This is a genomic window from Streptococcus mitis, assembly GCF_002096845.1.
GTDB classification, from domain to species: Bacteria; Bacillota; Bacilli; order Lactobacillales; family Streptococcaceae; genus Streptococcus; species Streptococcus mitis_A.
The window spans coordinates 1-24,815 of sequence record NZ_NCVK01000018.1 but is presented as its reverse complement, the minus strand read 5'-3'; the positions used below and the strand labels follow the sequence as shown (position 1 = coordinate 24,815).

Sequence of the window (24,815 nt, the reverse complement as noted above, 5' to 3'; positions counted from 1 at the left end):
GATTGACAAAATTTATTAGTGAAATAGAAACAAATTAAAAAGTAAAAAGGAAAAATAAAAATGTATAACTACCCTATGCGCATTCATTACCACCGCAAGAATGGTGAATACGATACTTGCTCTTTTGTAAAAAGTCAGGACCAGCGAATTGATTTGCTAACCTACAAAGAAGATTATTTTGGTGCTTTATTTAGTTTCGAACACCCAAGCGTTCATCCCTTAGAAAGCTTGAATTTTGTGGTTCATACCGGCCAAATCAGTAAAGAGTATGCTATCCGTTTTAATCACTATCCCCTCTTAACAGAGGTCTGGATTTTGGAAGGGGATGATAGAATTTATTATTCTGAAAATCCTGCTATTGCCAGTCCTTTCTATAAAAATCAAAATCCTTTTGCCTTTGACAAGGCTATCAATAGTGCTAGTTTCGACCACCACTGGGGCTACCAAGGTGTATTGGGTTGCCGTGTAGAGGATAATCAGGCACATTTCGTCCTCTGGGCTCCGACAGCGACAGAAGTGCAGGTAGTTGTTTATGAATCAGCTACTAATGATGCACCTGTTTGGAAGACTTTTGATATGGAGAGAGGCAATAGCTATTCTTATAACCATAAGGACAATACTATTGGTGTCTGGAGTTTGGATGTTGAGGAAGATTTGACTGGTAAGGCTTATCAGTATCAAGTCCAATTCCCTCACCACCAAACAGTGACACGCGATCCCTATACCATTGCTACCAGTCCTGATGGCAAACGTTCTGCTATTCTAAGCCATGCAGAAAAACAAGTCGAAAACTTCGAGGTTAAGCATGGTTCTGAGGCTACTTGGCGCTTGGCAAATCCATGTAAGGCAGTTATTTGTGAAATGCACATTCGTGATTTGACCAAATCACCGACCTCAGGTGTGGATGAACATCTTCGAGGAACTTTCTTAGGTGCTGCACAGACTGGAACAGTTAACCAGTACGGTCAAGCAACTGCTTTTGATTACATCAAGAAGATCGGCTACAATTATGTTCAGTTGCAACCAATTGCAGACCGTCACAAAGAATATGATGAGGATGGAAATGTAACCTACAACTGGGGTTATGATCCACAAAACTATAACGCGCCAGAAACTAGTTTTTCAACTAATCCAGATGATCCAGCTCAGGTTATTCGTGATTTGAAGACCATGATTCAAGCCTATCATGATGCGGGTATTGGTGTCATTATGGATGTGGTCTATAATCATACCTTCTCAGTAGTTGATGCACCTTTCCAAACAACTGTCCCTGATTACTACTATCGTATGAATCCAGACGGTACCTTCCAGAATGGAACGGGTGTTGGAAATGAAACAGCCAGTGAACACGAAATGTTCCGCAAGTATATGATTGATTCTCTTCTATACTGGGTACAGGAATACAATATTGACGGCTTCCGTTTTGACTTGATGGGGATTCATGATGTCAAGACTATGCAGATGATTCGTCAGAGCCTGGATGAAGTCGACCCTAACATTATCCTCTATGGAGAAGGATGGGATATGGGAACAGGTCTTGCTCCTTATGATAAGGCCAAGAAAGACAATGCCTACCAGATGCCAAATATTGGTTTCTTTAATGACAATCAGCGTGATGCTGTCAAAGGTGGAGAAGTTTATGGTGCTATCAAATCAGGCTTTGTTAGCGGTGCTGCGACAGAACCAATTCTAGCCAAGGCAATCCTAGGCAGTCGTGAATTAGGAACCTATACACATCCAAATCAAGTACTTAACTATGTGGAAGCCCATGACAATTACAATCTTCACGATTTATTGGCAACTCTTCATCCAGACCAAAGTTCAGAACAAATCATGCGCAAGGTTGAGACGGCCACAGCTATGAACCTACTCATGCAAGGGATGGCCTTTATGGAAATCGGTCAAGAATTTGGTCGTACCAAACTAGTTGCGACTGGTGAAAATGGTGAGTTGACCCATGATGATAGAGAGCGTGCTATGAATAGCTATAATGCTCCAGACAGTGTGAACCAAGTGAACTGGGACTTGATTAATGAGCGTCAAGATAGTATTGAGTTTATCCGTCAGATGATTCGATTGAAGACAGGAACCGGTGCCTTTTCTTACCCTACTTATGATGAAATTTACCATCATGTTTTTGTTCATTCAGCAAATGAACATAGTGGTTTGATTGTCTATGAGATTCAAGGTGAAGACCATTTACTGGTTGTATTTAATGCTAAAGGGCAAGACTTCCAGTTTGAAAATGCTGGAAATCTAGAACTATTGGTGACCAATAGCCATTTAAGTGATAAAGACATGGTTGGTGGCGTTAGCGCCAGCGTCTTTAAAGTCTTGTAGAAAAAATCAAAAGTTTTCAATTGTGTCGTATAATTTCCAGGATATCTTCTTGCTAAAAATTATAAAACTCAATGAAGAATAACATAGCATGAAAAAGGTTTAGTTCATCTAAGCCTTTTCTTCTTGTACTGACTGCTTAACAAAAGAGTTCAAATAGTTTGAAAAGTCAAGCTTGTGAAAATAATCTCAAAAATATTGCAAAAAGGGTTGTAATTTTCTGAAAATTTGGTAAAATATATCTTAATCATTTTCAGGAGGACGAGAATTTGACAAGATATAAGAATTTAGTAAATGGAGAATGGAAATCATCTGAAAAAGAAATTACGATTTATTCACCAATCAATCAAGAAGAATTAGGGACAGTACCAGCTATGAGCCAAGCGGAAGTAGATGAGGCTATGCAAGCTGCGCGTGCAGCCTTGCCTGCATGGCGTGCTTTATCAGCAGTTGAACGTGCGGCTTATTTGCATAAAACAGCAGCTATTTTGGAACGTGATAAAGAAAAAATTGGTTCTATCCTTGCCAAAGAGGTTGCTAAAGGGATTAAAGCAGCCATTGGAGAAGTAGTGCGTACCGCAGACTTGATCCGCTATGCTGCTGAAGAAGGTCTCCGTATCACAGGCCAAGCGATGGAAGGTGGCGGTTTTGAAGCAGCAAGTAAAAACAAACTGGCTGTTGTTCGTCGTGAGCCGGTTGGAGTCGTGCTAGCTATTGCTCCCTTTAACTATCCAGTCAACCTTTCTGGATCTAAGATTGCTCCGGCCTTGATTGCAGGGAATGTGGTTATGTTCAAGCCACCAACACAAGGTTCCATTTCTGGTCTCTTGTTGGCTAAAGCATTTGAAGAAGCAGGGATTCCAGCAGGTGTTTTCAATACCATTACGGGTCGTGGTTCAGAAATTGGGGATTATATCATTGAGCACAAAGAAGTCAACTTCATCAACTTTACAGGATCAACCCCTATCGGAGAACGTATTGGTCGTTTAGCTGGTATGCGTCCTATCATGTTGGAACTTGGTGGGAAAGATGCAGCTCTTGTACTAGAAGATGCAGATTTGGAACATGCTGCCAAGCAAATTGTTGCAGGTGCCTTTAGCTACTCAGGCCAACGTTGCACGGCCATTAAACGTGTTATTGTTCTCGAAAGTGTTGCAGATACATTAGTTACTTTGCTTCAAGCAGAGGTTGCTAAATTAACAGTTGGTGACCCATTTGACAATGCTGATATTACACCTGTTATTGACAATGCTTCAGCCGACTTTATTTGGGGCTTGATTGAGGATGCACAAGAAAAAGGTGCTCAGGCTCTTACACCAATCAAACGTGAGGGCAATCTTCTCTGGCCAGTGCTTTTTGACCAAGTTACAAAAGATATGAAAGTAGCATGGGAAGAGCCATTTGGCCCTGTTTTACCAATTATTCGTGTAACTAATGTAGAAGAAGCAATTGCCTTTGCCAACGAATCTGAATTCGGCCTTCAATCCTCAGTCTTTACAAATGATTTCAAAAAGGCCTTTGAAATTGCTGAAAAACTTGAAGTGGGTACAGTTCATATTAATAATAAAACCCAACGTGGTCCAGATAATTTCCCATTCCTTGGTGTCAAAGGTTCTGGTGCTGGAGTGCAAGGAATTAAATATAGTATTGAAGCGATGACAAATGTCAAATCCATTGTTTTTGATGTGAAATAAAAGATAAAATCAGGAAATTCATTTCCTGGTTTCTTTTTTTACTTTAAAACAACAATTTTATTGGTAAAATAACGAACTTTATGATAGTATTGTAAAAAAACAATTCGTTTTCATAATCTGTTTGAAAATTTCTTGATTTACAAGTGAACACATTAGTGAATTTGTTGAAGACTTTCAAAAGATTTTTTTGCAAATTCCGTAATTTACTTGAATCTTCCCTAAAAAGGTAGTATAATAAATCTATAGAAAACGCTTACAGAAAAAGAGGAGGTATTATGGATAAAAGAGAAGCTTTGCGCACCTTTATGACAGGAGAAAACTTTCACCTTCAGCATTATCTAGGAGCACATAGGGAAGAACTAAATGGAGAGTACGGTTATACATTTCGTGTGTGGGCTCCCAATGCTCAGGCTGTCCACTTGGTGGGGGATTTCACCAATTGGGTAGAAAATCAAATTCCGATGGAACGAAATGAATTTGGAGTCTGGGAAGTCTTTACCACTCTTGCTCAAGAAGGCCAAATTTATAAGTATCATATCACGCGTGCAAATGGTCATCAGTTAATGAAGATTGATCCTTTGGCTGTACGGTATGAGGCACGACCTGGGACTGGAGCTATTTTAACAGATATTCCAGAAAAGAAATGGAAGGATGGTCTCTGGTTAGCCCGTAGAAAACGTTTGAGCTTTGAAGAGCGTCCTGTCAATATTTACGAGGCTCATGCTGGCTCTTGGAAGAGAAATCCTGATGGCAGCCCCTATAGTTTTGCTCAATTGAAAGATGAACTAATTCCTTACTTGGTTGAGATGAACTATACTCACATTGAGTTTATGCCCTTGATGTCTCACCCTCTCGGTTTGAGTTGGGGCTATCAGCTTATGGGTTACTTTGCTCTAGAGCATGCCTATGGTCGTCCTGAAGAATTTCAAGATTTTGTTGAGGAATGTCACTTAAACAATATAGGAGTTATTGTAGACTGGGTACCTGGTCACTTTACTATCAATGATGATGCCTTGGCCTATTATGATGGAACACCGACTTTTGAATACCAAGACCATAATAAGGCTCATAACTACGGTTGGGGCGCTCTCAATTTTGACCTTGGAAAAAATGAAGTCCAGTCCTTCTTGATTTCTAGTATTAAGTTTTGGATTGACTTTTACCATCTAGATGGTATTCGAGTGGATGCAGTTAGCAATATGCTCTATTTAGACTACGATGATGCTCCATGGACACCTAATAAAGATGGTGGCAATCTCAACTATGAAGGATATTATTTCCTTCAACGCTTGAATGATGTCATTAAACTAGCACATCCAGATGTGATGATGATCGCAGAAGAAAGTTCGTCAGCAACCAAGATTACGGGAATGAAGGAACTTGGTGGTCTAGGATTTGACTACAAGTGGAATATGGGCTGGATGAATGATATCCTCCGATTCTACGAAGAAGACCCTATTTACCGTAAGTATGACTTTAATTTGGTGACTTTCAGCTTTATGTATGTTTTCAATGAAAACTATCTCCTACCATTCTCGCACGATGAAGTGGTTCACGGTAAGAAGAGTATGATGCACAAGATGTGGGGAGATCGCTACAATCAATTCGCAGGCTTACGCAATCTCTACACTTACCAAATTTGTCACCCTGGTAAGAAATTGCTCTTCATGGGTAGCGAATACGGCCAATTCCTAGAATGGAGATCTGAAGAGCAGTTGGAATGGTCTAATCTAGAAGACCCTATGAATGCTAAGATGAAGTATTTCACTTCTCAGCTAAACCAGTTTTACAAAGATCATCGCTGTCTGTGGGAAATTGATACCAGCTATGATGGTATTGAAATCATTGATGCGGATAATCGAGACCAGAGTGTTCTTTCCTTCATCCGTAAGGGTAAAAAGGATGATATGTTAGTCTGTGTCTTTAATATGGCACCTGTTGAACGAAAAGATTTTACAATCGGACTTCCTGTTGCAGGGATTTATGAAGAAGTCTGGAATACTGAGTTAGAAGAGTGGGGAGGAGTTTGGAAAGAACATAATCAAACTGTGCAAACGCAAGAAGGACTATGGAAAGATTATGAGCAGACCTTGACCTTTACCCTACCGGCTATGGGAGCAAGTGTTTGGAAAATCAAACGTCGCTTGAAATCTACTAAAACCGTTACAAATAAAAACCAAAAAGGAGTAGAAAATGAAGAATGAAATGTTAGCTTTGATTCTTGCCGGTGGGCAAGGAACTCGTCTCGGAAAACTCACTCAAAACCTTGCGAAACCAGCTGTACAATTTGGCGGACGCTACCGTATCATTGACTTTGCTCTTTCAAACTGTGCCAACTCAGGGATTCACAATGTTGGAGTCATTACACAGTACCAACCTCTTGCTCTCAATAACCATATTGGGAATGGTTCAAGCTGGGGACTAGACGGTATCAATTCTGGTGTCTCTATTCTTCAACCGTATTCTGCAAGTGAAGGAAATCGTTGGTTTGAGGGGACTAGTCACGCTATTTACCAAAATATCGATTATATCGACAGTGTCAATCCTGAGTATGTTTTGATTCTGTCTGGGGATCACATCTACAAAATGGACTATGATGATATGCTCCAGTCTCACAAGGATAACAATGCCAGTTTGACAGTAGCAGTTCTTGATGTTCCTCTGAAAGAAGCTAGCCGTTTTGGTATTATGAACACAGATGCCAATAACCGCATTGTTGAATTTGAAGAAAAACCAGCTCAACCTAAATCTACCAAAGCTTCTATGGGAATCTATATCTTTGATTGGCAACGTCTCCGCAATATGCTCGTTGCTGCTGAAAAGAGCAATGTAGATATGTCAGACTTTGGTAAAAATGTCATTCCAAATTACCTTGAATCAGGTGAAAGTGTCTATGCCTATGAATTTAAAGGTTACTGGAAAGATGTTGGTACTATTGAGTCGCTTTGGGAAGCGAACATGGAGTACATTTCTCCAGAGAATGCCTTGGACAGCCGTAACCGTCAATGGAAGATTTACTCAAGAAACTTAATTTCACCACCAAACTTCCTTGGGGCAAATGCTGATGTGGAAGACTCATTAGTTGTAGACGGATGTTTCGTTGATGGAACTGTTAAACATTCTATCCTTTCAACAGGTGCGCAAGTTCGAGAAGGGGCAGAAGTAGTAGATTCAGTTATCATGAGTGGAGCCATTATTGGACACGGAGCTAAAATCAAACGTGCCATTATTGGTGAAGGTGCAGTTATTTCTGATGGTGTCGAAATTGATGGAACAGAAGAAGTACAAGTTGTAGGATATAATGAAGTAGTGGGGGTAGCAACAGATGAAGATTGATAAATATTCTGCCATTTTAGGAAACACAGTTGGTTTTCATGATATGTCAACATTGACAGACCACCGTCCAGTAGCTAGTTTGCCATTTGGCGGTAAATATCGTTTGATTGACTTCCCGCTCTCAAGTCTTGCCAATGCTGGTGTTCGCAGTGTTTTTGGTATTTTTCAGCAGGATAATATTAGTTCTGTTTTTGACCATATCCGTTCAGGGCGTGAGTGGGGCTTGTCCACTCTTCTTAGTCACTATTATCTAGGAATTTACAATACCCGTGTGGAAAGTAGTACAGTTGGAAAAGAATACTACCAACAGCTTCTCACTTATTTGAAACGTTCTGGCTCAAACCAAACAGTTTCCCTCAACTGTGATGTTCTGATTAACATTGATTTGAACCAAGTTTTCCATCTACATAGTACAACAAAAAGGCCTATCACTGTAGTTTATAAAAAACTAGCTAAGAAAGACATTTCAGAAGTAAACGCAATCTTAGAAGTGGATGAAACAGACCATGTTCGTTCTCATAAACTCTTTGATAGCAAGTTACCAGATCAAATCTATAACATGTCTACAGATATCTTTGTCGTTGATACACCTTGGTTGATTGAACGCTTGGAAGAAGAAGCTAAGAAAGAACATCCAGAGAAGTTACGCTATGTTTTACGGGATTTGGCTGCAAAAGAAGGGGCTTTTGCCTACGAGTACACAGGTTATTTAGCAAATATTCATTCTGTAGAGTCTTATTACCAAGCTAACAAAGATATGCTTGAATCACAAAAATTCTACTCTCTCTTCTCACCAAATCAAAAAATTTATACAAAGGTCAAAAACGAAGAGCCAACTTATTATGCTAATACATCTAAAGTAAGCACTTCTCAGTTTGCGTCTGGTAGTATTATTGAAGGTCAAGTGGCTAATTCTGTTCTATCACGTAATATTCATGTCCATAAGGATAGCCTAGTTAAAGATAGCCTGCTCTTCCCTCGTGTTGTTATTGGAGAAGGAGCTCAGGTAGAATATGCTATCTTGGACAAGGGTGTTGAAGTTGAGCCTGGTGTTGTAATTCGAGGAACTGCAGAACATCCAGTTGTCGTTAAGAAAGGTGCTAAAGTAACAGAGGATATTCATTCATGAAAATTTTATTTGTAGCAGCTGAGGGTGCACCCTTTTCAAAAACAGGTGGTTTGGGAGACGTCATTGGCGCTCTTCCTAAATCACTAGTAAAAGCGGGACATGAAGTTGCAGTAATTCTCCCCTACTATGATATGGTAGAGGATAAATTTGGAAATCAGATTGAAGATGTTCTTCATTTTGAGGTAAGTGTTGGTTGGCGCAGACAGTATTGTGGAATTAAGAAAACAGTTTTAAATGGTGTAACCTTCTACTTTATTGACAATCAATATTATTTCTTCCGTGGTCATGTTTACGGTGATTTTGATGACGGAGAACGCTTTGCCTTTTTCCAACTAGCTGCCATTGAGGCTATGGAAAGGATTGACTTTATTCCTGATCTTCTCCATGTTCATGACTACCATACAGCTATGATTCCTTTCTTGTTGAAGGAAAAATACCGTTGGATTCAAGCCTATGAGGGCATTAAAACAGTTTTAACCATTCATAATTTGGAATTCCAAGGACAATTCTCAGAAGGAATGTTATGGGATTTGTTTGGAGTCGGCTTTGAACGTTACGCTGATGGCACCCTTCGCTGGAACAACTGTCTGAACTGGATGAAGGCAGGTATTCTCTATGCAGACCGTGTTTCAACCGTTTCACCTAGTTATGCTCATGAAATTATGACCAGTCAGTTCGGATGTAACTTGGATCAGATTCTCCGAATGGAGTCAGGTAAGGTATCTGGTATCGTGAATGGGATTGATGCTGACCTGTATAATCCTCAGACGGATGCTCTTTTAGATTATCATTTTAGTCAGGAAGATTTGTCTGGTAAAGCCCAGAATAAGGCAAAATTGCAAGAAAGAGTTGGCTTACCCGTTAGGGCTGATGTTCCACTGGTGGGAATTGTTTCTCGTTTGACACGTCAAAAAGGTTTTGATGTGGTGGTGGAAAGTCTGCACCATATCTTGCAAGAAGATGTTCAGATTGTTCTTTTGGGAACTGGAGACCCAGCTTTTGAGGGTGCTTTCTCATGGTTTGCTCAAATCTATCCAGACAAGCTATCAGCAAATATCACTTTTGATGTCAAACTAGCTCAAGAAATCTACGCTGCTTGTGACCTCTTCCTCATGCCGAGTCGTTTTGAACCGTGTGGCTTGTCTCAGATGATGGCTATGCGTTACGGAACCTTGCCATTAGTCCATGAAGTTGGTGGCTTACGAGATACCGTTAAAGCCTTTAATCCAATCGAAGGAAGCGGTACTGGCTTTAGCTTTGACAATTTATCTCCTTACTGGTTAAATTGGACTTTCCAAACAGCTTTGAACTTGTATAGAAACCATCCTGATGTTTGGAGAAATCTACAAAAACAAGCTATGGAGTGTGATTTCTCATGGGATACAGCCTGCAGGTCATACCTTGATTTGTACCATAGTTTAGTTAATTAATAGATAAAATCGTATGATGACTTCATACGATTTTTGGGCTGTTTAGAGAGGAGAACTGATGCTTCAAGTAAAAGGCTTGTGTGTTATGGATGTTGATGGAACCTTAATCCTAGAAGAAGTGATTGATCTTTTGGGAAGAGAGGTAGGTCGTGAGGAGGAAATTTCGCTGATTACAAGTCGAGCAATGAGAGGAGAGTTAGACTTTGAAAGCAGTTTAAGAAAAAGAGTTTCCTTGTTGGAAGGCCTTCCTATTTCGGTCTTTGATACAGTCTTCAAGTCTATTCATCTATCGCCAAATGCACAGAAATTTATTTCTATTCTCCAAAAGAATGACATCCAAGTTGGTCTGGTGTCAGGTGGTTTTACACCAATAGTTGCGAGATTAGCAAAATCATTTGGTATTACCTATTTCTCTGCCAATCAACTTGAAGTCAAAGATGGTCTTCTAACAGGAAAATTGATTGGACAAATTATTAGTCCTGAGGTTAAAAAAGAGACTCTGGAACAATGGAGAAAGGAACTAAAACTTTCTAAAGAAAGAACGATTGCAATCGGTGATGGGGCTAATGACCTATTAATGTTGAAGTCAGCAGGACTGGGAATTGCTTTTTGTGCCAAAGAGGTACTCAAAAAAGAAATACCACATCATGTTGACAAGAGAGATTTTTTAGAAGTTCTACCTTTGATTGACTTTTTAGAATGAGGAAAAATATGAAGATTGTAATTGCACCAGATTCGTTTAAGGAAAGCTTGACCGCTGAAGAGGTAGCTGAATCTATTAAAAGAGGCTTCCAACAATCGATAGCAGATGTAGAATGTCTCCTCTGCCCTGTTGGTGATGGGGGAGAAGGTACTGTAGATGCTATCCGACATTCTCTTGAACTAGAAGAAAAATGGATTCAAGTTACAGGCCCTTTTGGCCAAAAAGAAACCATACGCTATTTTCAAAAAGAACAACTGGCACTATTTGAAGTGGCTGACTTAGTTGGCCTTGGAAAAATTCCGATAGAGAAACGAAATCCACTTCAAATCCAGACTTGTGGTATTGGAGAGTTGATTCGTCATCTCATTGCTCAAGGGATTAAAGAAATCTATATCGGCGTTGGTGGCACGGCCAGTAATGACGGAGGAATTGGGATCGCTGCTGGTTTAGGTTATCGATTTTATGATAGGGATGGAAATGTCTTGCCTGCATGCGGTCAATCCTTACTAAAATTAGCTTCTGTTTCAACAGAAAATCGCTATGGAATTCCTGAAGATGTTCAAATTCGTATTTTAGCAGATGTCGTGAGTCCCTTATGTGGTCATCAAGGTGCTACCTACATTTTTGGAAAACAAAAAGGTCTAGATCCTACTATGTTTGAAGTCGTAGATCAGGCAATACAAGATTTTTATGAAAAATTCTCACCTGTAACATTGGAAATTAAAGGAGCAGGAGCTGGTGGAGGCATTGCTGGCGGTTTGTGTGCCTTTGCTCAGGCAAATATCGTGTTTGGAATTGATACCTGCTTGAACTTGATCAACTTTGATAAGAAAGTTTTAGATGCTGACTTGGTTATTGTTGGAGAAGGAAAGCTAGATCGTCAAAGTTTAGCAGGTAAAGCAACTATAGGTGTTGCAAAAAGAACCCCTGTCGGAGTTCCTGTCATTGCTATTTGTGGTAGTCTTGCTGAAGATTTACCTCCCTTACCATTTGAGAATATCCAAGCGGCTTTTTCAATTTTGGAGAAAAGTGAACCTTTAGAAGATAGTTTGAAAAATGCCAGCCTCTATCTGGAGCGCACGGCCGCCAATATTGGACATTTATTAAAGATGCGCAAGATTTAGCCAAACCATTTTTTCCATAAGGATGTTTTGGATTGTTCTTCCTTTTTAACTTCCCAAAGTTTTGCAAAAGCAAGTCGAAGGTTCTTTTCTTCTACTTGAACTGGTGCATTGGTGTGGATAATCAGGCCAAAAGGAGAAGAAGTATGCTCTTCAGATACGATGGTAGCTTGACTATCAGTTTCTTTTGCTTCTTTTAAGTAGAAAACTTGCTTGTCAAATTCGATAGTTGGTGAAATCTTCACAAATAGTGGCTCTGCTTTTTCCTGAAGATTTTCTAAAATAGATAAAAAACCTTTTTCAAACTGAGGGCTATTTGCTGTATCAATATCTGCATATCCAAGAACTCTTTCCTCAAAAGTACCAAGATAGCGTCTTTGCTCATCCGGATTTAATTTTGGCCCACCACGAGCTTTTTCAAGTAATTGTTTTGATAAATCTGTCATGAAAACAGTATATCATAAAAGTTAGAATAAAACAGACAAAAGAAAGCGATTACTTTATAAAGTTAAGGAAAATTTGCACAAAGATAACGTTTTTTCTTGAAAAAGGAGGGGTTTTAAGGTATTATAGAGGTGTAAAAAATTTAACTCATAAGGAGAGTAAAAAATGTCAATTATTACTGATGTTTACGCTCGCGAAGTCCTAGACTCACGCGGTAACCCAACACTTGAAGTAGAAGTTTACACTGAATCAGGTGCTTTCGGACGTGGTATGGTTCCATCAGGAGCTTCTACTGGTGAACACGAAGCAGTTGAACTTCGCGACGGTGACAAATCTCGTTACGGTGGTCTTGGTACACAAAAAGCTGTTGACAACGTAAACAACATCATTGCTGAAGCTATCATCGGCTACGATGTACGTGATCAACAAGCTATCGACCGTGCTATGATCGCTCTTGACGGTACTCCTAACAAAGGTAAATTGGGTGCAAACGCAATCCTTGGTGTGTCTATCGCTGTAGCTCGTGCTGCTGCTGACTACCTTGAAATCCCACTTTACAGCTACCTAGGTGGATTCAACACTAAAGTTCTTCCAACTCCAATGATGAACATCATCAACGGTGGTTCTCACTCTGACGCTCCAATCGCTTTCCAAGAATTCATGATCGTACCTGCTGGTGCGCCATCATTCAAAGAAGCTCTTCGTTGGGGTGCTGAAATCTTCCATGCTCTTAAGAAAATCCTTAAATCTCGTGGTTTGGAAACAGCCGTAGGTGACGAAGGTGGATTCGCTCCTCGTTTTGAAGGAACTGAAGACGGAGTTGAAACTATCCTTGCTGCTATCGAAGCTGCTGGATATGTTCCTGGTAAAGACGTATTTATCGGATTTGACTGTGCTTCATCAGAATTCTACGATAAAGAACGTAAAGTTTACGACTACACTAAATTTGAAGGTGAAGGAGCAGCAGTACGTACAGCTGCAGAACAAATCGATTACCTTGAAGAATTGGTAAACAAATACCCAATCATCACTATCGAAGATGGTATGGATGAAAATGACTGGGACGGTTGGAAAGCTCTTACTGAACGTCTTGGTGGTAAAGTTCAATTGGTTGGTGACGACTTCTTCGTAACAAACACTTCTTACCTTGAAAAAGGTATTGCAGAAGGCGCTGCTAACTCAATCCTTATCAAAGTTAACCAAATCGGTACTCTTACTGAAACATTCGACGCTATCGAAATGGCGAAAGAAGCTGGTTACACTGCCGTTGTATCACACCGTTCAGGTGAAACTGAAGATTCAACAATCGCTGACATCGCAGTTGCTACTAATGCAGGACAAATCAAGACTGGTTCACTTTCACGTACAGACCGTATCGCTAAATACAACCAATTGCTTCGCATCGAAGACCAACTTGGTGAAGTAGCAGAATACCGTGGATTGAAATCATTCTACAATCTTAAGAAATAATCGTTGATTTAACAACGTTTCTAGCCCCTCGGAATTTATCCGAAGGGCTATTTTTGTATTTAGGGGGCAAAAAAGGGGCAAAACTTTTTAAAAAATCTTGTTCATAACTTTATCCAGTACATTGATTGCTTCATCTTTCATGTTCTTTTTGACGTGGATGTAGATGGAACTAGTAACTTCAGAGTCGGAATCACCAACCCTGTCCGTGATTGTTTTTAAAGGAATTTTATTTTCTGATAAAATATTGGCCATCGCAGGCAGCATGCTTTTATAGGTGCTCAATTTGATTTATTTTTGTGGAATCCTCTTATTTTGGGATGAATACCAATTATAAGTGATTTGCATATCCAGGATATTACAAAGAAAAGCAAGCTAATGGGCACATAAATTTTATTTCATATTTTTTAAAACTGTTAGCAATTGTATTTGATATGATCAAATAAGATTAATAGTTTATTGAATCCCTTCCTTATAGATTACATAATTAAATTTATGTAATCTATAAACTATCCAAGGCATTCTTTTGTTCATCATTTACGATATGGGTATAGAGGTCAGTGACTTGCGTACTGGCGTGTCCTAGCTGGTGACTGACCAAAACTTGCGATTTAGTCGCATCATAGAGCCTAGTTGCTAGGGTATGGCGGAGTTTGTGGGGAGTTACACGCACTTTGAAGTCCTCAGAGTACTTAGCAACCATTTTTTCAACGCTGGAAGCGTCAATACGATTGGGAACACCTCGATAGAGAGTCAGAAAGAGTGCAATGTCCGTCTTTTCAGTCTTATAGCGTTGATTTCGAATAGCTAGATAATTCTCTAAATAAGGCTTTGCAAAGGACGCGACATTGACCGAGTCACGTTTGCCACCTTTACGTGTGACATCAATGACCATCATTTTAAGATTAAGGTCTCTTAGATCCAGATTAACAGCTTCAGATAAACGGACACCAGATGCCAAGAGAAGGGCGATAATGGCTAAATCACGTTCCTTATTTTTATTAAACGATGATAGAGCACGATTTGAGAGCTGTTGTGGGTAATCTTGGTCTATATAAGTCAGAAAACCTTCTGTTTCATCACCTAGAAAGAGCTTTTGTTTGATGTTTTCAGCTCTGGCAGCAAGTGTTTCTTTCTTTTTCTTGGTTGAAACTTTCTTCATTACATTTCGATAGAAATAAGGCTCCCCCTGGTCGTTTTCAACCTCCTCGGTCAGATACTTGTAAAGACTAGATAGTGCTGATAAGGTCCGATTGATGGTTGTCTGCGAAACACCTTGCTTGGTTGTATTGGCATTCAGCAAAGGACGTTCACGTAGATAAATGATAAAGGATTCCATGTCTTTCTTAGACATATTTTCTAAGACAGATAAAGGTATATCAGACATTTTATCGGCGTTTGAGATACCAGACTCCAAAACCCAGCTGAAAAATCGATCATATTCCTTGAGGTATTCGTACAAGGTTGTAAAACTATAGGGAACAGCAAGCTTAGATTGGTAGTATTCCAGAACATACCAGGGCATGATTTGTTTTAGTTTGTCAATTCGTTCCAGTAAAATCTCACGTTTCATGTATTTTCTCCATAAATAAGTCTACTAGTAGTATAGCATAGGTTTATATATTTTTCAAGAAAATTATAGTTTTTCGGAAAGATGTTACAGGAGTTTTTTTAGTGATAAAAAAGACTTAAACCTGTGTAAAACAGATCTAAATAGACAGATAACTAAAAAAATTTTTTTGAACAAAAATAGCTAAAAATGTACGTTATCAAAGTGAAAACTGGAATTTTTTCAAATGTATACCGTAACGAATGTAAAATTCAAAACCTTATTAAATCAAGGTTTCTAGGCTTACAAGAGGTTTAAAAGGGACTATTTTTGTACATTACGCATCTAAGCTACTCAATCAAAAAATGTACTTTATCCAACATTAAAATAAAGTACATTTCGATTATAAAGTACATTTCGATTATAAAGTACATTTTTCAAAGAGTGTAGATTAAGCCTTTAACTCAGTCGTATCAAGGGTTTATCCACTGTTTAAGTAAAAGTACAAAAATTTTTAGTTTTCTTTGGAGTTATTATTGTGAATCATTATCTAGTGCTTTTTCTAGTTTCCAAATACTAAACCAGAATGAAATAGTCAACAGAATGAGGAAAGTAATAAAGAAATCACCCACTAAACTTCTGTTAATACTACACAACTGAAGAGCTATATAAGGAGCTATGAGATACAAAATACATTGTATAATTGCTATTGTTTTCTTTTTCATGATTTTAATCTTACTGTACAGATTTGATACAGTAAACTCCTTTCTAGCTTTTATGGCTTACTATTTCTAACTTAATTATAGTCTTATTTTTAAGAAAGTTCAATTATTGGTGTGTGAAATGTTTTATCAGTAAAAAAGAGGGGAAGTCCCCCTCTCAAGATTTTATTTGACTGCTTCTTTCAAAGCATCTACCTTGTCCAAACGTTCCCATGGAAGGTCAATATCTGTACGTCCCATGTGTCCATAAGCCGCTGTTTGACGGTAAATTGGACGTTTAAGATCCAACATTTGAATAATTCCTGCAGGACGAAGGTCAAAGATTTGACGAGCCGCTTTTTCAAGCTTGCTTTCAGCTACACTTCCTGTACCAAAGGTATCGATACGAACAGAAACAGGTTGAGCAACACCGATAGCATAGGCCAATTGCACTTCTGCCTTCTTAGCAAGACCCGCTGCAACGATATTCTTGGCAATATAGCGAGCCGCATATGACGCAGAACGGTCCACCTTAGTCGCATCCTTACCAGAGAAGGCACCACCACCGTGACGAGAGTAGCCACCATAGGTATCCACGATAATCTTACGACCAGTCAAGCCTGAGTCCCCTTGAGGCCCACCGATTACAAAACGACCAGTTGGATTGATGAAGAATTTTGTTTGCGCATCCAAGTAAGAGGCTGGAATAACCTCTTTGATAACCTTGTTAATGACATCATTGTGAATTTGTTCGTTGCTGACTTCTGGATCGTGCTGAGTTGAAATAACAACTGTGTCCACACGTACTGGACGGTCATTTTCATCATACTCAACCGTAACTTGTGATTTAGCATCTGGGCGAAGATAGCTAATTTCCCCAGACTTACGAAAATCTGCTAAACGACGAACTAACTTGTGGCTGAGTGAAATTGGCAATGGCATGAGCTCTTCTGTTTCATCCACTGCAAATCCAAACATGAGCCCTTGGTCTCCAGCACCAATCAAGTCAAGTGGGTCTTGATCAGCATTTCCACGGACCTCCAAGGCTTCGTTAACACCTTGGGCGATATCCGGTGACTGCTCAACAAGTGACGGATGGACTCCCACCGTCTCAGCAGAAAATCCATACTCGGTATTGGTATAGCCAATCTCTGCAATGGTATCACGAACCACACGGTTAATATCCACATAGGCATTTGTAGAAATTTCACCAAAAACGTGGACGGAACCAGTATATACAGCTGTCTCCGCAGCAACGTGCGCCTCTGGATCCTTGGCTAAAATAGCATCCAAAATCGCATCTGAAATTTGGTCTGCAATCTTATCCGGATGCCCCTCAGATACAGATTCAGACGTGAATAATTTACGTTCTGACATAAAAATGTCCCCCCTTAAAAAATATTGTTATAGAGTTACAAAGTACTAGTAGGTATTTTCATTTTCTAAGAGTTACGACGCGAAAGAAATAAAAACGATACTTTTTTATTTCTGAAGCTAGTAAGGCGCATAGGGTGACCGCGTTATAGCGGCAACCGTAGAATGACGAGCGACTACTTTGGAGCCGTCATTCTTTGCGAGTTACAAAGTACTGATAGGAAAACTCTTAGTGATAAATACCTACCATCTTATCGGGACTATATAACTTTACCATTATACCATTTTTAAGCGCAATTTGCAGTCTATATACTCAATAAAAATCAAAGAACAGCTTTTTGATTGTAGATAAAACTGACCAAATTAGTAACATATACCTAATACAAGATGACGCTAACTTGTTTTGAAGAGTATTAATGTACTGTTTCCATTTCTACTAATCTATTTTCAATAGGTGTTTAACAACCTTAATATTATGCGTACTATTATTTTCAAACTATTGTGTCCTGAACAATAGTTTGAAAATGAAAAGGGACTTTATTCTTTTTGTAACCTTACTGTAATAATTATCCGATAAAAAAATGATAAAATAGGTATGTACAGTTAAGGAGAGAATGATGCCTGTAAGAAAATTACAATCCTATGAGGTAGACTATCAAGAAGAATTAAATCATCAGATTCCTCGCTATCAAGATTATACACCTGAAGCACAATCTGATGCCAATCTCAAGGAAATCCTATTTTTTGTTAATATTGCTGTTTTTTGTATCTGTATTGCTATCTTTAGTTTTATCTTTTTAGCATTAAAATTATCAACTGCTCTTGCATTTGTCGCAGCAATCGGATTTAGCTTACTTGTTTTAAAAGTCCAACGCTCTATTATCAAACGCAAATTTAGAAGATAAATCATACCCTACGTCTAATCAAGTTGATTTATAAAAAATTAAGGAGAACAGAGGATTTAAGATGAATAACACATTTTTCATCTTAAATCCTCTGTTTTTTTGACCAACTTGCCAAATATAATTATCTACTTAATTGAATAACGTGTAACCTTTTCTAATAAACGTTCTCCAAACATCCTAAACTGTAAAATCAATTAGCCACAAGCTTTCTATCATTTTCTTCTCCAAAATATGCTATAATAATACCAAAAGAAAAAGAAGGAAGTCTTATGATTAAACTACTAGCCTTGGATATGGACGGAACCCTCCTCAATGAAGCCAAGGAAATCCCACAAGCTCACATTACTGCTATTCATCAAGCTATTGAAAAAGGTGTCAAACTGGTTCTCTGTACGGGGCGCCCGCTTTTCGGTGTCCTCCCCTACTACAAAAAACTGGGGCTTGACCTCCAGAATGAGTATGTCATTGTTAACAACGGTTGTTCAACTCACCAGACTAGTGACTGGGGGCTAGTTGACTGGCAAGAACTGAGTCCAGCAGACATCGAATACCTCTATGACCTAGCTGAAAAAAGTGATGTTCAGTTGACTCTTTTTGATGAGGAGCATTATTTTGTCCTCGGTGGTAAGCCGAATGAAATCATTCAAAATGATGCTAAACTAGTCTTTTCAGACCTGACTGAAATTTCTCTTGAGGAAGCCACTAGTGGTAAGTATCGCATGTTCCAAGGTATGTTTTTAGGAACAGAGAGTCAAACTGACGATTTTGAAGAGCGTTTTGCTGAGGAACTCTGTCAACGATTTAGCGGTGTTCGTTCGCAACCTGTCATTTATGAAGCCATGCCACTTGGAACGACAAAGGCTACCGCTCTTTCTCGACTAGCAGATATTTTGAAGATTGATTCCTCAGAAATCATGGCCATGGGCGATGCTAATAACGATATCGAAATGCTCCAGCTTGCAGGTCTTGGTATTGCTATGGGAAATGCCAGCGACCATGTCAAATCCCTTGCTAACGACGTCACAGCCAGTAACGAAGAAGACGGCGTCGCGCGTGCGATTGAGAAGTATATTTTATAGTAAAAAAGCCCAGTTCATGTCAACTGGGTTTTGATATTTAAGAATTTCTAAAACTTTAGAAACTCTTTAGAAATCCTTGAGCTTTCTTTGATTTCTATAGCTTATACTAAAGTTAGAAAAATAAATCAAAAGGAGAAAATCATGAAAACAGTACTTGACATTCATGGATTGTCCAAAAACTTCGACAAACAAGCTATCCTTCAGGATCTTCATCTAACGATAAGAGAGGGAGATATTTATGGGCTTATCGGGAAGAACGGAGCTGGGAAGACCACTTTGATAAAAATCATTACGCAACTACTCTTTGCGGATAAAGGAACAGTTTCCCTCTTCTCTAGCCATTCGGAAAATGAATGGAGCAAGTCTCTATCTCGAGTAGGTTCAGTTATCGAATCACCTGTAGCTCATAATCACTTAACAGCCTATCAAAACCTGAAATATTACTGTATGATTCGCCATATTCCAAATGCTGATCAAGTCATTCGAGAAACCCTGAACTATGTAGGTTTGGCAGATACAGGTAAGAAAATCTTTCGTAATTTCTCGCTAGGAATGAAACAAAGACTTGGTATCGCCATTGCCCTTCTATCTAAACCAGACTTCCTGATATTAGATGAACCTATCAACGGTCTCGACCCAATCGGTATCAAAGAATTTCGTCTGATGATTCAACGGCTCAATCAAGAGAAAGGGATCACCATTCTCATCTCTAGCCATATCTTGTCAGAACTCTACCTCGTAGCTAATCGTTTTGGTATTTTAGATCAAGGCAAGATTATCCGTGAAATCAGCAAAGCTGAATTTGAAACACTAAGTGAGGATTATATTGTCCTTAAGACAGCTGATCAAGAGAAAGCTTGTCAAGTATTGAAAGAACAAATCCAGCTCCAGTTCAAGGTTGTTAATCCAGAAAATGAAATCCATATCTTTGGTCAGGAACAAGATGTCAAACAGATTCTCAAAGAATTAACCTTGGCAGATGTTGACATTGATGAGATTTACTATGCCCGTCAAAACCTAGAAGAATACTTCACTCAATTGGTCCAATAGGAGGAAAATCATGATACATACCATTCAAGCAGACTTTTACCGTCTTTTCCGTTCCAAAGGTTTTTGGATTACAGAATTCATTCTCTTTGTACTCATGTTAATGGGGGCTATTTTTGGGGCTACTGGCCATCTGATGGCAATCCAGACAGAAGAACCAGAAATTCCAACCCATGGCTGGGACGGTGTACAAGCCCTGATTAACGCATCTAGTCAAGGTTCAAACCTCGTTTTTCTCTGCATAGTTCTAGCCTGCCTCGTTCTTGGAGTTGATTTAATCGGCAAACTCTATAAAAATAATTTAACAGTGGGTGTTTCTCGTACCGAGTTTTTCCTTGCCAAAGCCTTTGTATTGACTTGTATTGCACTCTTGCAAGTTATCATCAGCCTTGTGATTGCCTTTATTCCAGCAACGATCTTAAATGGATTTGGAGCTATGCCTGATGGCTTTGTTGGCAATCTACTGGTAACCATTTTCCTTCAATTTCTTTGCCTTCTAGCTTGGCTTTCCATTGTTTCCTTCATCCTCTATGTTAGTCATTCTTATCTTGCAGTATTTATTGGATATTTGGTCAGCTCTATCTCACTTTCTATGCCAATGATCATTTTTCCAAATATCAAAATTTTGCCATATTTATCATTGCAGTTTTTCTATGCTATGACTGCTAATAGTGAGTCAATTCTCTACACACTTATAGTTAGCCTAGCTGTTATTGTAATCTTTAATCTAAGTGGACTGGCAGTTTTCAAAAAGAAAAGTTTATAAAAAATGACCTCCTCTAGCCTACAGAGGAGGTTTCTTTTTGTTAAAAGTAAATAAAAACCGACAACCATTGCCCATCTGTGCTTAGTTTCATCTCTGCACTGAGAAGATGACATAATTCCTCAGTGATATAAAGTCCTAAACCAGAGGATTCTTCCGTATCAGATAGATTTTCAGAATAAAAACGGTTGCTGAGATTTTCTATTTTTTTGATGGGCTGTTTGACAAGGTTTGCAATCTCTAAGACAAATTGTTCCTTTTCCTTTCTCAAAGATAGACGCGCTTCTTCCTTGCCATGTTTGAGGACATTCCCAAGCAAATTTTGTAAAATTCGATCCAGCAAGTCTTCATCAGTCCTCATTTTCAGACCAGTTTCAACCTTAAAATCAAGCATGATATTTGCCGCCTGAAAAACATCATAATAAGCAAGAGTCTTCTTGGTGATAAAAGCTGAAAGGTCCACTTCTTCCAGTTTCGGTTTGACAGCTCCTTCCATCAACCGACGATATTCTAGGAGTGCCTCCAAACGTTTGGAAACTAAATCAAGATGCTGGGCTATTTTTTGTAAGGTTTCTACTTTGTCTTCAGGAGACTTTATCAATTGTTGGGTGTAGCCTGAAGCGATAGTCAGAGGGGTCCGAATATCATGGGCGATATTGCTGATGGCCATATCCAGAGTCTGCTTTTCCCTTTTCATCACCAACCGAGATTGTTCTACTTCCTGAAATAGATTCTCAATCTGCTGGTAGAGATGTAAAAAATGTTTGGAAAAAATGCTGACTCCGACTCTTTTCATACTACCTGTGAGAATCTTGTCTTCGATTTGTTGACTCAAGTTTTTAAGTGCTAGATGGTAGCGAATCAATGCAATCGATAAAATAATTAGGAGTACCAGTAGGATAAAGATTATCATGTAGGTCATTGCTTGTCTCCTTTTAATCTTACCCCAACTCCCCAGATGGTTTCAATATATTCTTGATTTGGGTCAAGCTGATTTAATTTTTTACGAAGATTACTCAAATGCGTATTGAGGGTATTATCTCCAGGTAGGTAGTTCTCCTCCCAGACCAATTCATAAAGTTCTTCCTTGGTGAAAATTTTCTTAGGGTGTTTAAGGAGAGTTTGGAGAATCAAGCATTCTTTCTTTGCAAGGCGAATCGTTTCCTGGCTATTTTTGATTTCAAAACTTTCTGCATCAAACTGGATATTTTTCAAGTTTTGTGGCAGATTTTCAGTTTTTCCTATCTCCAGAGATTGCTTTTCTACGCTTTGACGTAATTGAACAGTAACCCTAGCAAAGACTTCGTCCAAATCAAAAGGCTTGACTATGTAATCATTGGCACCGTCTAAAAGGTATTGACTGATTAACTTCTTATCGCTCAAAGCTGTTAGCATAATGACTGGAGTTTGACTTTGTTCCCTGATGGCTTTTAAAACCTGCTCCCCATTTTTCCCAGGAAGCATGATATCTAGCAAAATGAGCTCAATCCCACCTTGATCAAAAAGCATGATTCCTTCTGTACCAGAAAAGGCTTGAACCACCTCATGCTCCTCAGTAAGAAGTGTTCGCAAAATCTCTTGAATGTCACTATTGTCTTCAATAACCAATATCCTAGCCATAAATACCAACCTTTCTGCAACTATTATAGCATGTTTTATTGTTTCAAAGTCTCTCAATTTTTCAAGCAGAACAACACACTTTATGTGAACTAAATAATTTCTTCCAGATGAAATATTGATTAAATGATGACTAGATCGATACTTTCATACTAAGCAAATTTTAAATTAGCAGTTATTTTTTCTAGTTTGCTGTTGTACATTTCCCTTAACTGTGCTAAATCAGTATCTCTATTTTCAGCTAAGAATACTCTATATTGCCTATTTTCACTTGGTATTTTTTCCGTTAAAATAGAATCGTAAATTGAAAATCTGTCTTCAATTTTCACTGTATTTACTAAAGAAAATTCTACATTTTTGTTTTCTAGTGTTTCTAAAACTACAATAATTGATTTTAATAGCAAGTAGCTACATACACCTCTTTCTCTATACTTAGGTAGCACACTAATACTTCTATACCTGAAATTAAAATCTGCAGTTTTGGTAATACTATAGTTTATACCAATATTACAAAAACTAAAACTCTCAGAAATTTCATTATTATTAATCAGCAATTTTAATTCTACACAGCCATGCTCTTGTAATAGAGATTCAAATGTCTGGTTATCCCAATTTTCATAATACGTTTTAATCTTGATCCCTCGTTCTTCTGAAGTAGAATCATTAAATCTAGAATCATATCCTTCCTCTCCATTCTCTGTTTCGTTTTCAAAATCAGATATAGACTTTTTTAAGAAAATTCTCTTTAAACTATCAGTTAAATATTCGAACCAAGCCATTTTACACCTCTGCTTATCATACAACTTTCTCAATAGATAGAGCTTGTCTACTAGCCAACTTCAGTTTTGGAGGGAATCCTTTTGAAAAATCTAAATAGCCTATTGCAACTAAATAATAATCTGCATCTTCTTCAACTTTAAGCAAGACTTTATTACCGAGGTATATGCTTGCTTTCTTTTTCCATTCCCTATTCGAGTCCTTACAAAAAATATTCAAAAAATAAAGAGTATATCCTTGTTCATTATGCCATTCTGAAATGCTTAAACGTACTTTACCATAGAAAAGATGAAGTTCATCTTCAAGTTCTTTATCTAGCCATTTTTCAAAACTTTTTCTTCTTAAAGATTTATGATGTACTTGTCTTTCAACCATTCTTGTCAGAACTACAGGATTTTCATCATTAGAATCTCCTAGAGCTATCGGTGTTTGAGGCAAATATTCTTTTTTTAAAAAAAGACTTCTCATCATGGCATCAAGCTTATCTTTAATTTGGTCATCACGAAGATTTTTAAAATATTCCTCTATATACTCTTTGCTAGCATAATCAAATTGATAAGAGCACCAATTAGTGTGTTTAGAACTAGTCTTTCTTTTTAAATGTGCTCTCCTTTGTGAAGTCTTAGGGACGTAAGATAACTCTGCTTGTCTACACTCTGGGCAGAACATATTATCTTGATAAATTCCTAGATTTTTATATTTTACAAAATAATCATTTAAAATCTGAATATCTTCTTTCTTATCCGCAGTGTAAAAGTAAAATTCATCAAATGATTTTGGCATATTCCATTCCTCGCATACAGTAATTTAAAATTAAATATTATGAATGATTATAGCATTTTATAACATACGTTTATACTGTCTAAAGATGATTGACTTTGGAAACATACAATTTAACGTTTAACAAATCAAGGGTGTGTCCATAGAATCAAAGTATTTCTGATACCCATTTCCTTCTATCTATAGACAGTAAAAATCCTTAAAACAACTTTTTCCAATGCTTTCTTTATATTCTATTGTATCAATTTCCTTATTCCGATTTCTGTTGCTACTAGTTTAATCATAAAATCTTTCTTACTCCAATTAGTAAATCTAACTCCTATTATACCATAGATAGCTTAAAAAAGGACGAGTCTATCACCCAATGTCATTAAGTTAGTGATCTAACCACTTGAATAGGAGGTGTGATTGAGATCATCAAAGTGATTCTCTATCGTATCTTCTATTTTTTGCATGACAAATAAAGGTTTTTCACCCTATTTTTTGAGATTTATGTTACTCTATAGATGAAATCAACTACCGATTGGGCCTTTATCTTTCTTGAATATTTTCGATTCGGTCG

General features: G+C 38.2%; 20 protein-coding genes and 1 pseudogene. 13 read left to right on the top strand and 8 right to left on the bottom strand.

Translation table 11 applies throughout. The features are described from left to right. The first annotated feature begins 60 nt into the window (after positions 1-60). The 8 genes from pulA to B7695_RS05180 all read left to right on the top strand — a co-directional run bounded on the left by pulA (position 61) and on the right by B7695_RS05180 (position 11,753). On the top strand, positions 61-2,340 hold the full coding sequence (gene pulA / locus B7695_RS05215) for a type I pullulanase (protein ID WP_084890170.1): 2,280 nt from the start codon (positions 61-63) through the stop codon (positions 2,338-2,340). Between the two features lie 266 nt (positions 2,341-2,606). After that, a complete protein-coding gene (locus B7695_RS05210) occupies positions 2,607-4,031 on the top strand; it encodes an NADP-dependent glyceraldehyde-3-phosphate dehydrogenase (protein WP_084890169.1) in 1,425 nt (474 codons plus the stop codon). A 275-nt stretch (positions 4,032-4,306) separates the two neighbouring features. Continuing rightward, positions 4,307-6,235, top strand: a complete 1,929-nt coding sequence (gene glgB, locus B7695_RS05205; protein ID WP_084890167.1) for a 1,4-alpha-glucan branching protein GlgB — start codon at positions 4,307-4,309, stop codon at positions 6,233-6,235. Beyond that, positions 6,225-7,367: a glucose-1-phosphate adenylyltransferase gene (locus B7695_RS05200; protein WP_084890164.1), complete on the top strand. Its 1,143-nt coding sequence runs from the start codon at positions 6,225-6,227 to the stop codon at positions 7,365-7,367. The genes glgB and B7695_RS05200 overlap by 11 nt, the downstream gene beginning before the upstream one ends. Beyond that, entirely contained in the window at positions 7,357-8,496 is a 1,140-nt protein-coding gene (glgD, locus tag B7695_RS05195; RefSeq protein ID WP_084890162.1) for a glucose-1-phosphate adenylyltransferase subunit GlgD, read from the top strand. The genes B7695_RS05200 and glgD overlap by 11 nt, the downstream gene beginning before the upstream one ends. Continuing rightward, complete coding sequence (glgA, locus tag B7695_RS05190) at positions 8,493-9,926, top strand: glycogen synthase GlgA (protein WP_084890160.1); 1,434 nt, start codon at positions 8,493-8,495, stop codon at positions 9,924-9,926. The genes glgD and glgA overlap by 4 nt, the downstream gene beginning before the upstream one ends. A 58-nt stretch (positions 9,927-9,984) precedes the next feature. Further along, positions 9,985-10,629: a phosphoserine phosphatase SerB gene (gene serB / locus B7695_RS05185; protein ID WP_084890158.1), complete on the top strand. Its 645-nt coding sequence runs from the start codon at positions 9,985-9,987 to the stop codon at positions 10,627-10,629. Positions 10,630-10,637: 8 nt separating this feature from the next. Next, positions 10,638-11,753 carry a glycerate kinase gene (locus B7695_RS05180; RefSeq protein WP_084890156.1) on the top strand — a complete coding sequence of 372 codons (1,116 nt, stop codon included), beginning with the start codon at positions 10,638-10,640 and terminating at the stop codon, positions 11,751-11,753. Here B7695_RS05180 and B7695_RS05175 read toward each other — a convergent pair. Continuing rightward, a complete protein-coding gene (locus B7695_RS05175) occupies positions 11,750-12,196 on the bottom strand; it encodes a DUF1694 domain-containing protein (RefSeq protein WP_084890154.1) in 447 nt (148 codons plus the stop codon). The genes B7695_RS05180 and B7695_RS05175 overlap by 4 nt on opposite strands. Before the next feature lie 163 nt (positions 12,197-12,359). On the opposite strand from B7695_RS05175, the gene eno reads away from it, so the two are divergent. Beyond that, positions 12,360-13,664, top strand: coding sequence for a surface-displayed alpha-enolase (eno, locus tag B7695_RS05170; RefSeq protein WP_000022821.1), 1,305 nt, complete (start codon positions 12,360-12,362; stop codon positions 13,662-13,664). Positions 13,665-13,751: 87 nt separating this feature from the next. Here eno and B7695_RS05165 read toward each other — a convergent pair. The 3 genes and pseudogenes from B7695_RS05165 to metK form a co-directional block, all read right to left on the bottom strand. Next, positions 13,752-13,910 (bottom strand): annotated as a pseudogene (locus B7695_RS05165) (integrase); the annotation flags it as partial. Between the two features lie 253 nt (positions 13,911-14,163). Beyond that, a complete protein-coding gene (gene xerS, locus B7695_RS05160; protein WP_084890152.1) occupies positions 14,164-15,234 on the bottom strand; it encodes a tyrosine recombinase XerS in 1,071 nt (356 codons plus the stop codon). 863 nt (positions 15,235-16,097) lie between these two features. Continuing rightward, on the bottom strand, positions 16,098-17,288 hold the full coding sequence (gene metK / locus B7695_RS05145; RefSeq protein WP_084890149.1) for a methionine adenosyltransferase: 1,191 nt from the start codon (positions 17,286-17,288) through the stop codon (positions 16,098-16,100). Positions 17,289-17,902: 614 nt separating this feature from the next. Here metK and B7695_RS05135 point away from each other — a divergent pair. The 4 genes from B7695_RS05135 (at position 17,903) to B7695_RS05120 (ending at position 21,082) form a co-directional block, all read left to right on the top strand. Continuing rightward, positions 17,903-18,190 (top strand): DUF3270 domain-containing protein, encoded by a 288-nt coding sequence (locus B7695_RS05135; protein WP_084890146.1) that lies wholly within the window; start codon positions 17,903-17,905, stop codon positions 18,188-18,190. A 269-nt stretch (positions 18,191-18,459) separates the two neighbouring features. After that, a complete protein-coding gene (locus B7695_RS05130; protein WP_084890144.1) occupies positions 18,460-19,269 on the top strand; it encodes a Cof-type HAD-IIB family hydrolase in 810 nt (269 codons plus the stop codon). Between the two features lie 141 nt (positions 19,270-19,410). Beyond that, the gene (locus tag B7695_RS05125; RefSeq protein ID WP_084890141.1) at positions 19,411-20,319 is read left to right on the top strand and encodes an ATP-binding cassette domain-containing protein; all 909 of its coding nucleotides are present in this window, start codon (positions 19,411-19,413) and stop codon (positions 20,317-20,319) included. A 10-nt stretch (positions 20,320-20,329) separates the two neighbouring features. Beyond that, positions 20,330-21,082, top strand: a complete 753-nt coding sequence (locus B7695_RS05120) for an ABC transporter permease (RefSeq protein ID WP_084890139.1) — start codon at positions 20,330-20,332, stop codon at positions 21,080-21,082. A gap of 40 nt (positions 21,083-21,122) precedes the next feature. Here the strand turns inward: B7695_RS05120 and B7695_RS05115 are convergent, their stop codons facing one another. The 4 genes from B7695_RS05115 to B7695_RS05100 form a co-directional block, all read right to left on the bottom strand. Next, positions 21,123-22,001, bottom strand: a complete 879-nt coding sequence (locus tag B7695_RS05115) for a sensor histidine kinase (protein WP_084890137.1) — start codon at positions 21,999-22,001, stop codon at positions 21,123-21,125. Then, positions 21,998-22,699: a response regulator transcription factor gene (locus B7695_RS05110; RefSeq protein WP_084890135.1), complete on the bottom strand. Its 702-nt coding sequence runs from the start codon at positions 22,697-22,699 to the stop codon at positions 21,998-22,000. Before B7695_RS05110 ends, B7695_RS05115 begins: the two co-directional genes overlap by 4 nt. A gap of 149 nt (positions 22,700-22,848) precedes the next feature. Then, complete coding sequence (locus B7695_RS05105; RefSeq protein WP_084890133.1) at positions 22,849-23,475, bottom strand: hypothetical protein; 627 nt, start codon at positions 23,473-23,475, stop codon at positions 22,849-22,851. A 16-nt stretch (positions 23,476-23,491) separates the two neighbouring features. Next, entirely contained in the window at positions 23,492-24,256 is a 765-nt protein-coding gene (locus tag B7695_RS05100; protein ID WP_084890130.1) for a hypothetical protein, read from the bottom strand. Positions 24,257-24,815: the final 559 nt, after the last annotated feature.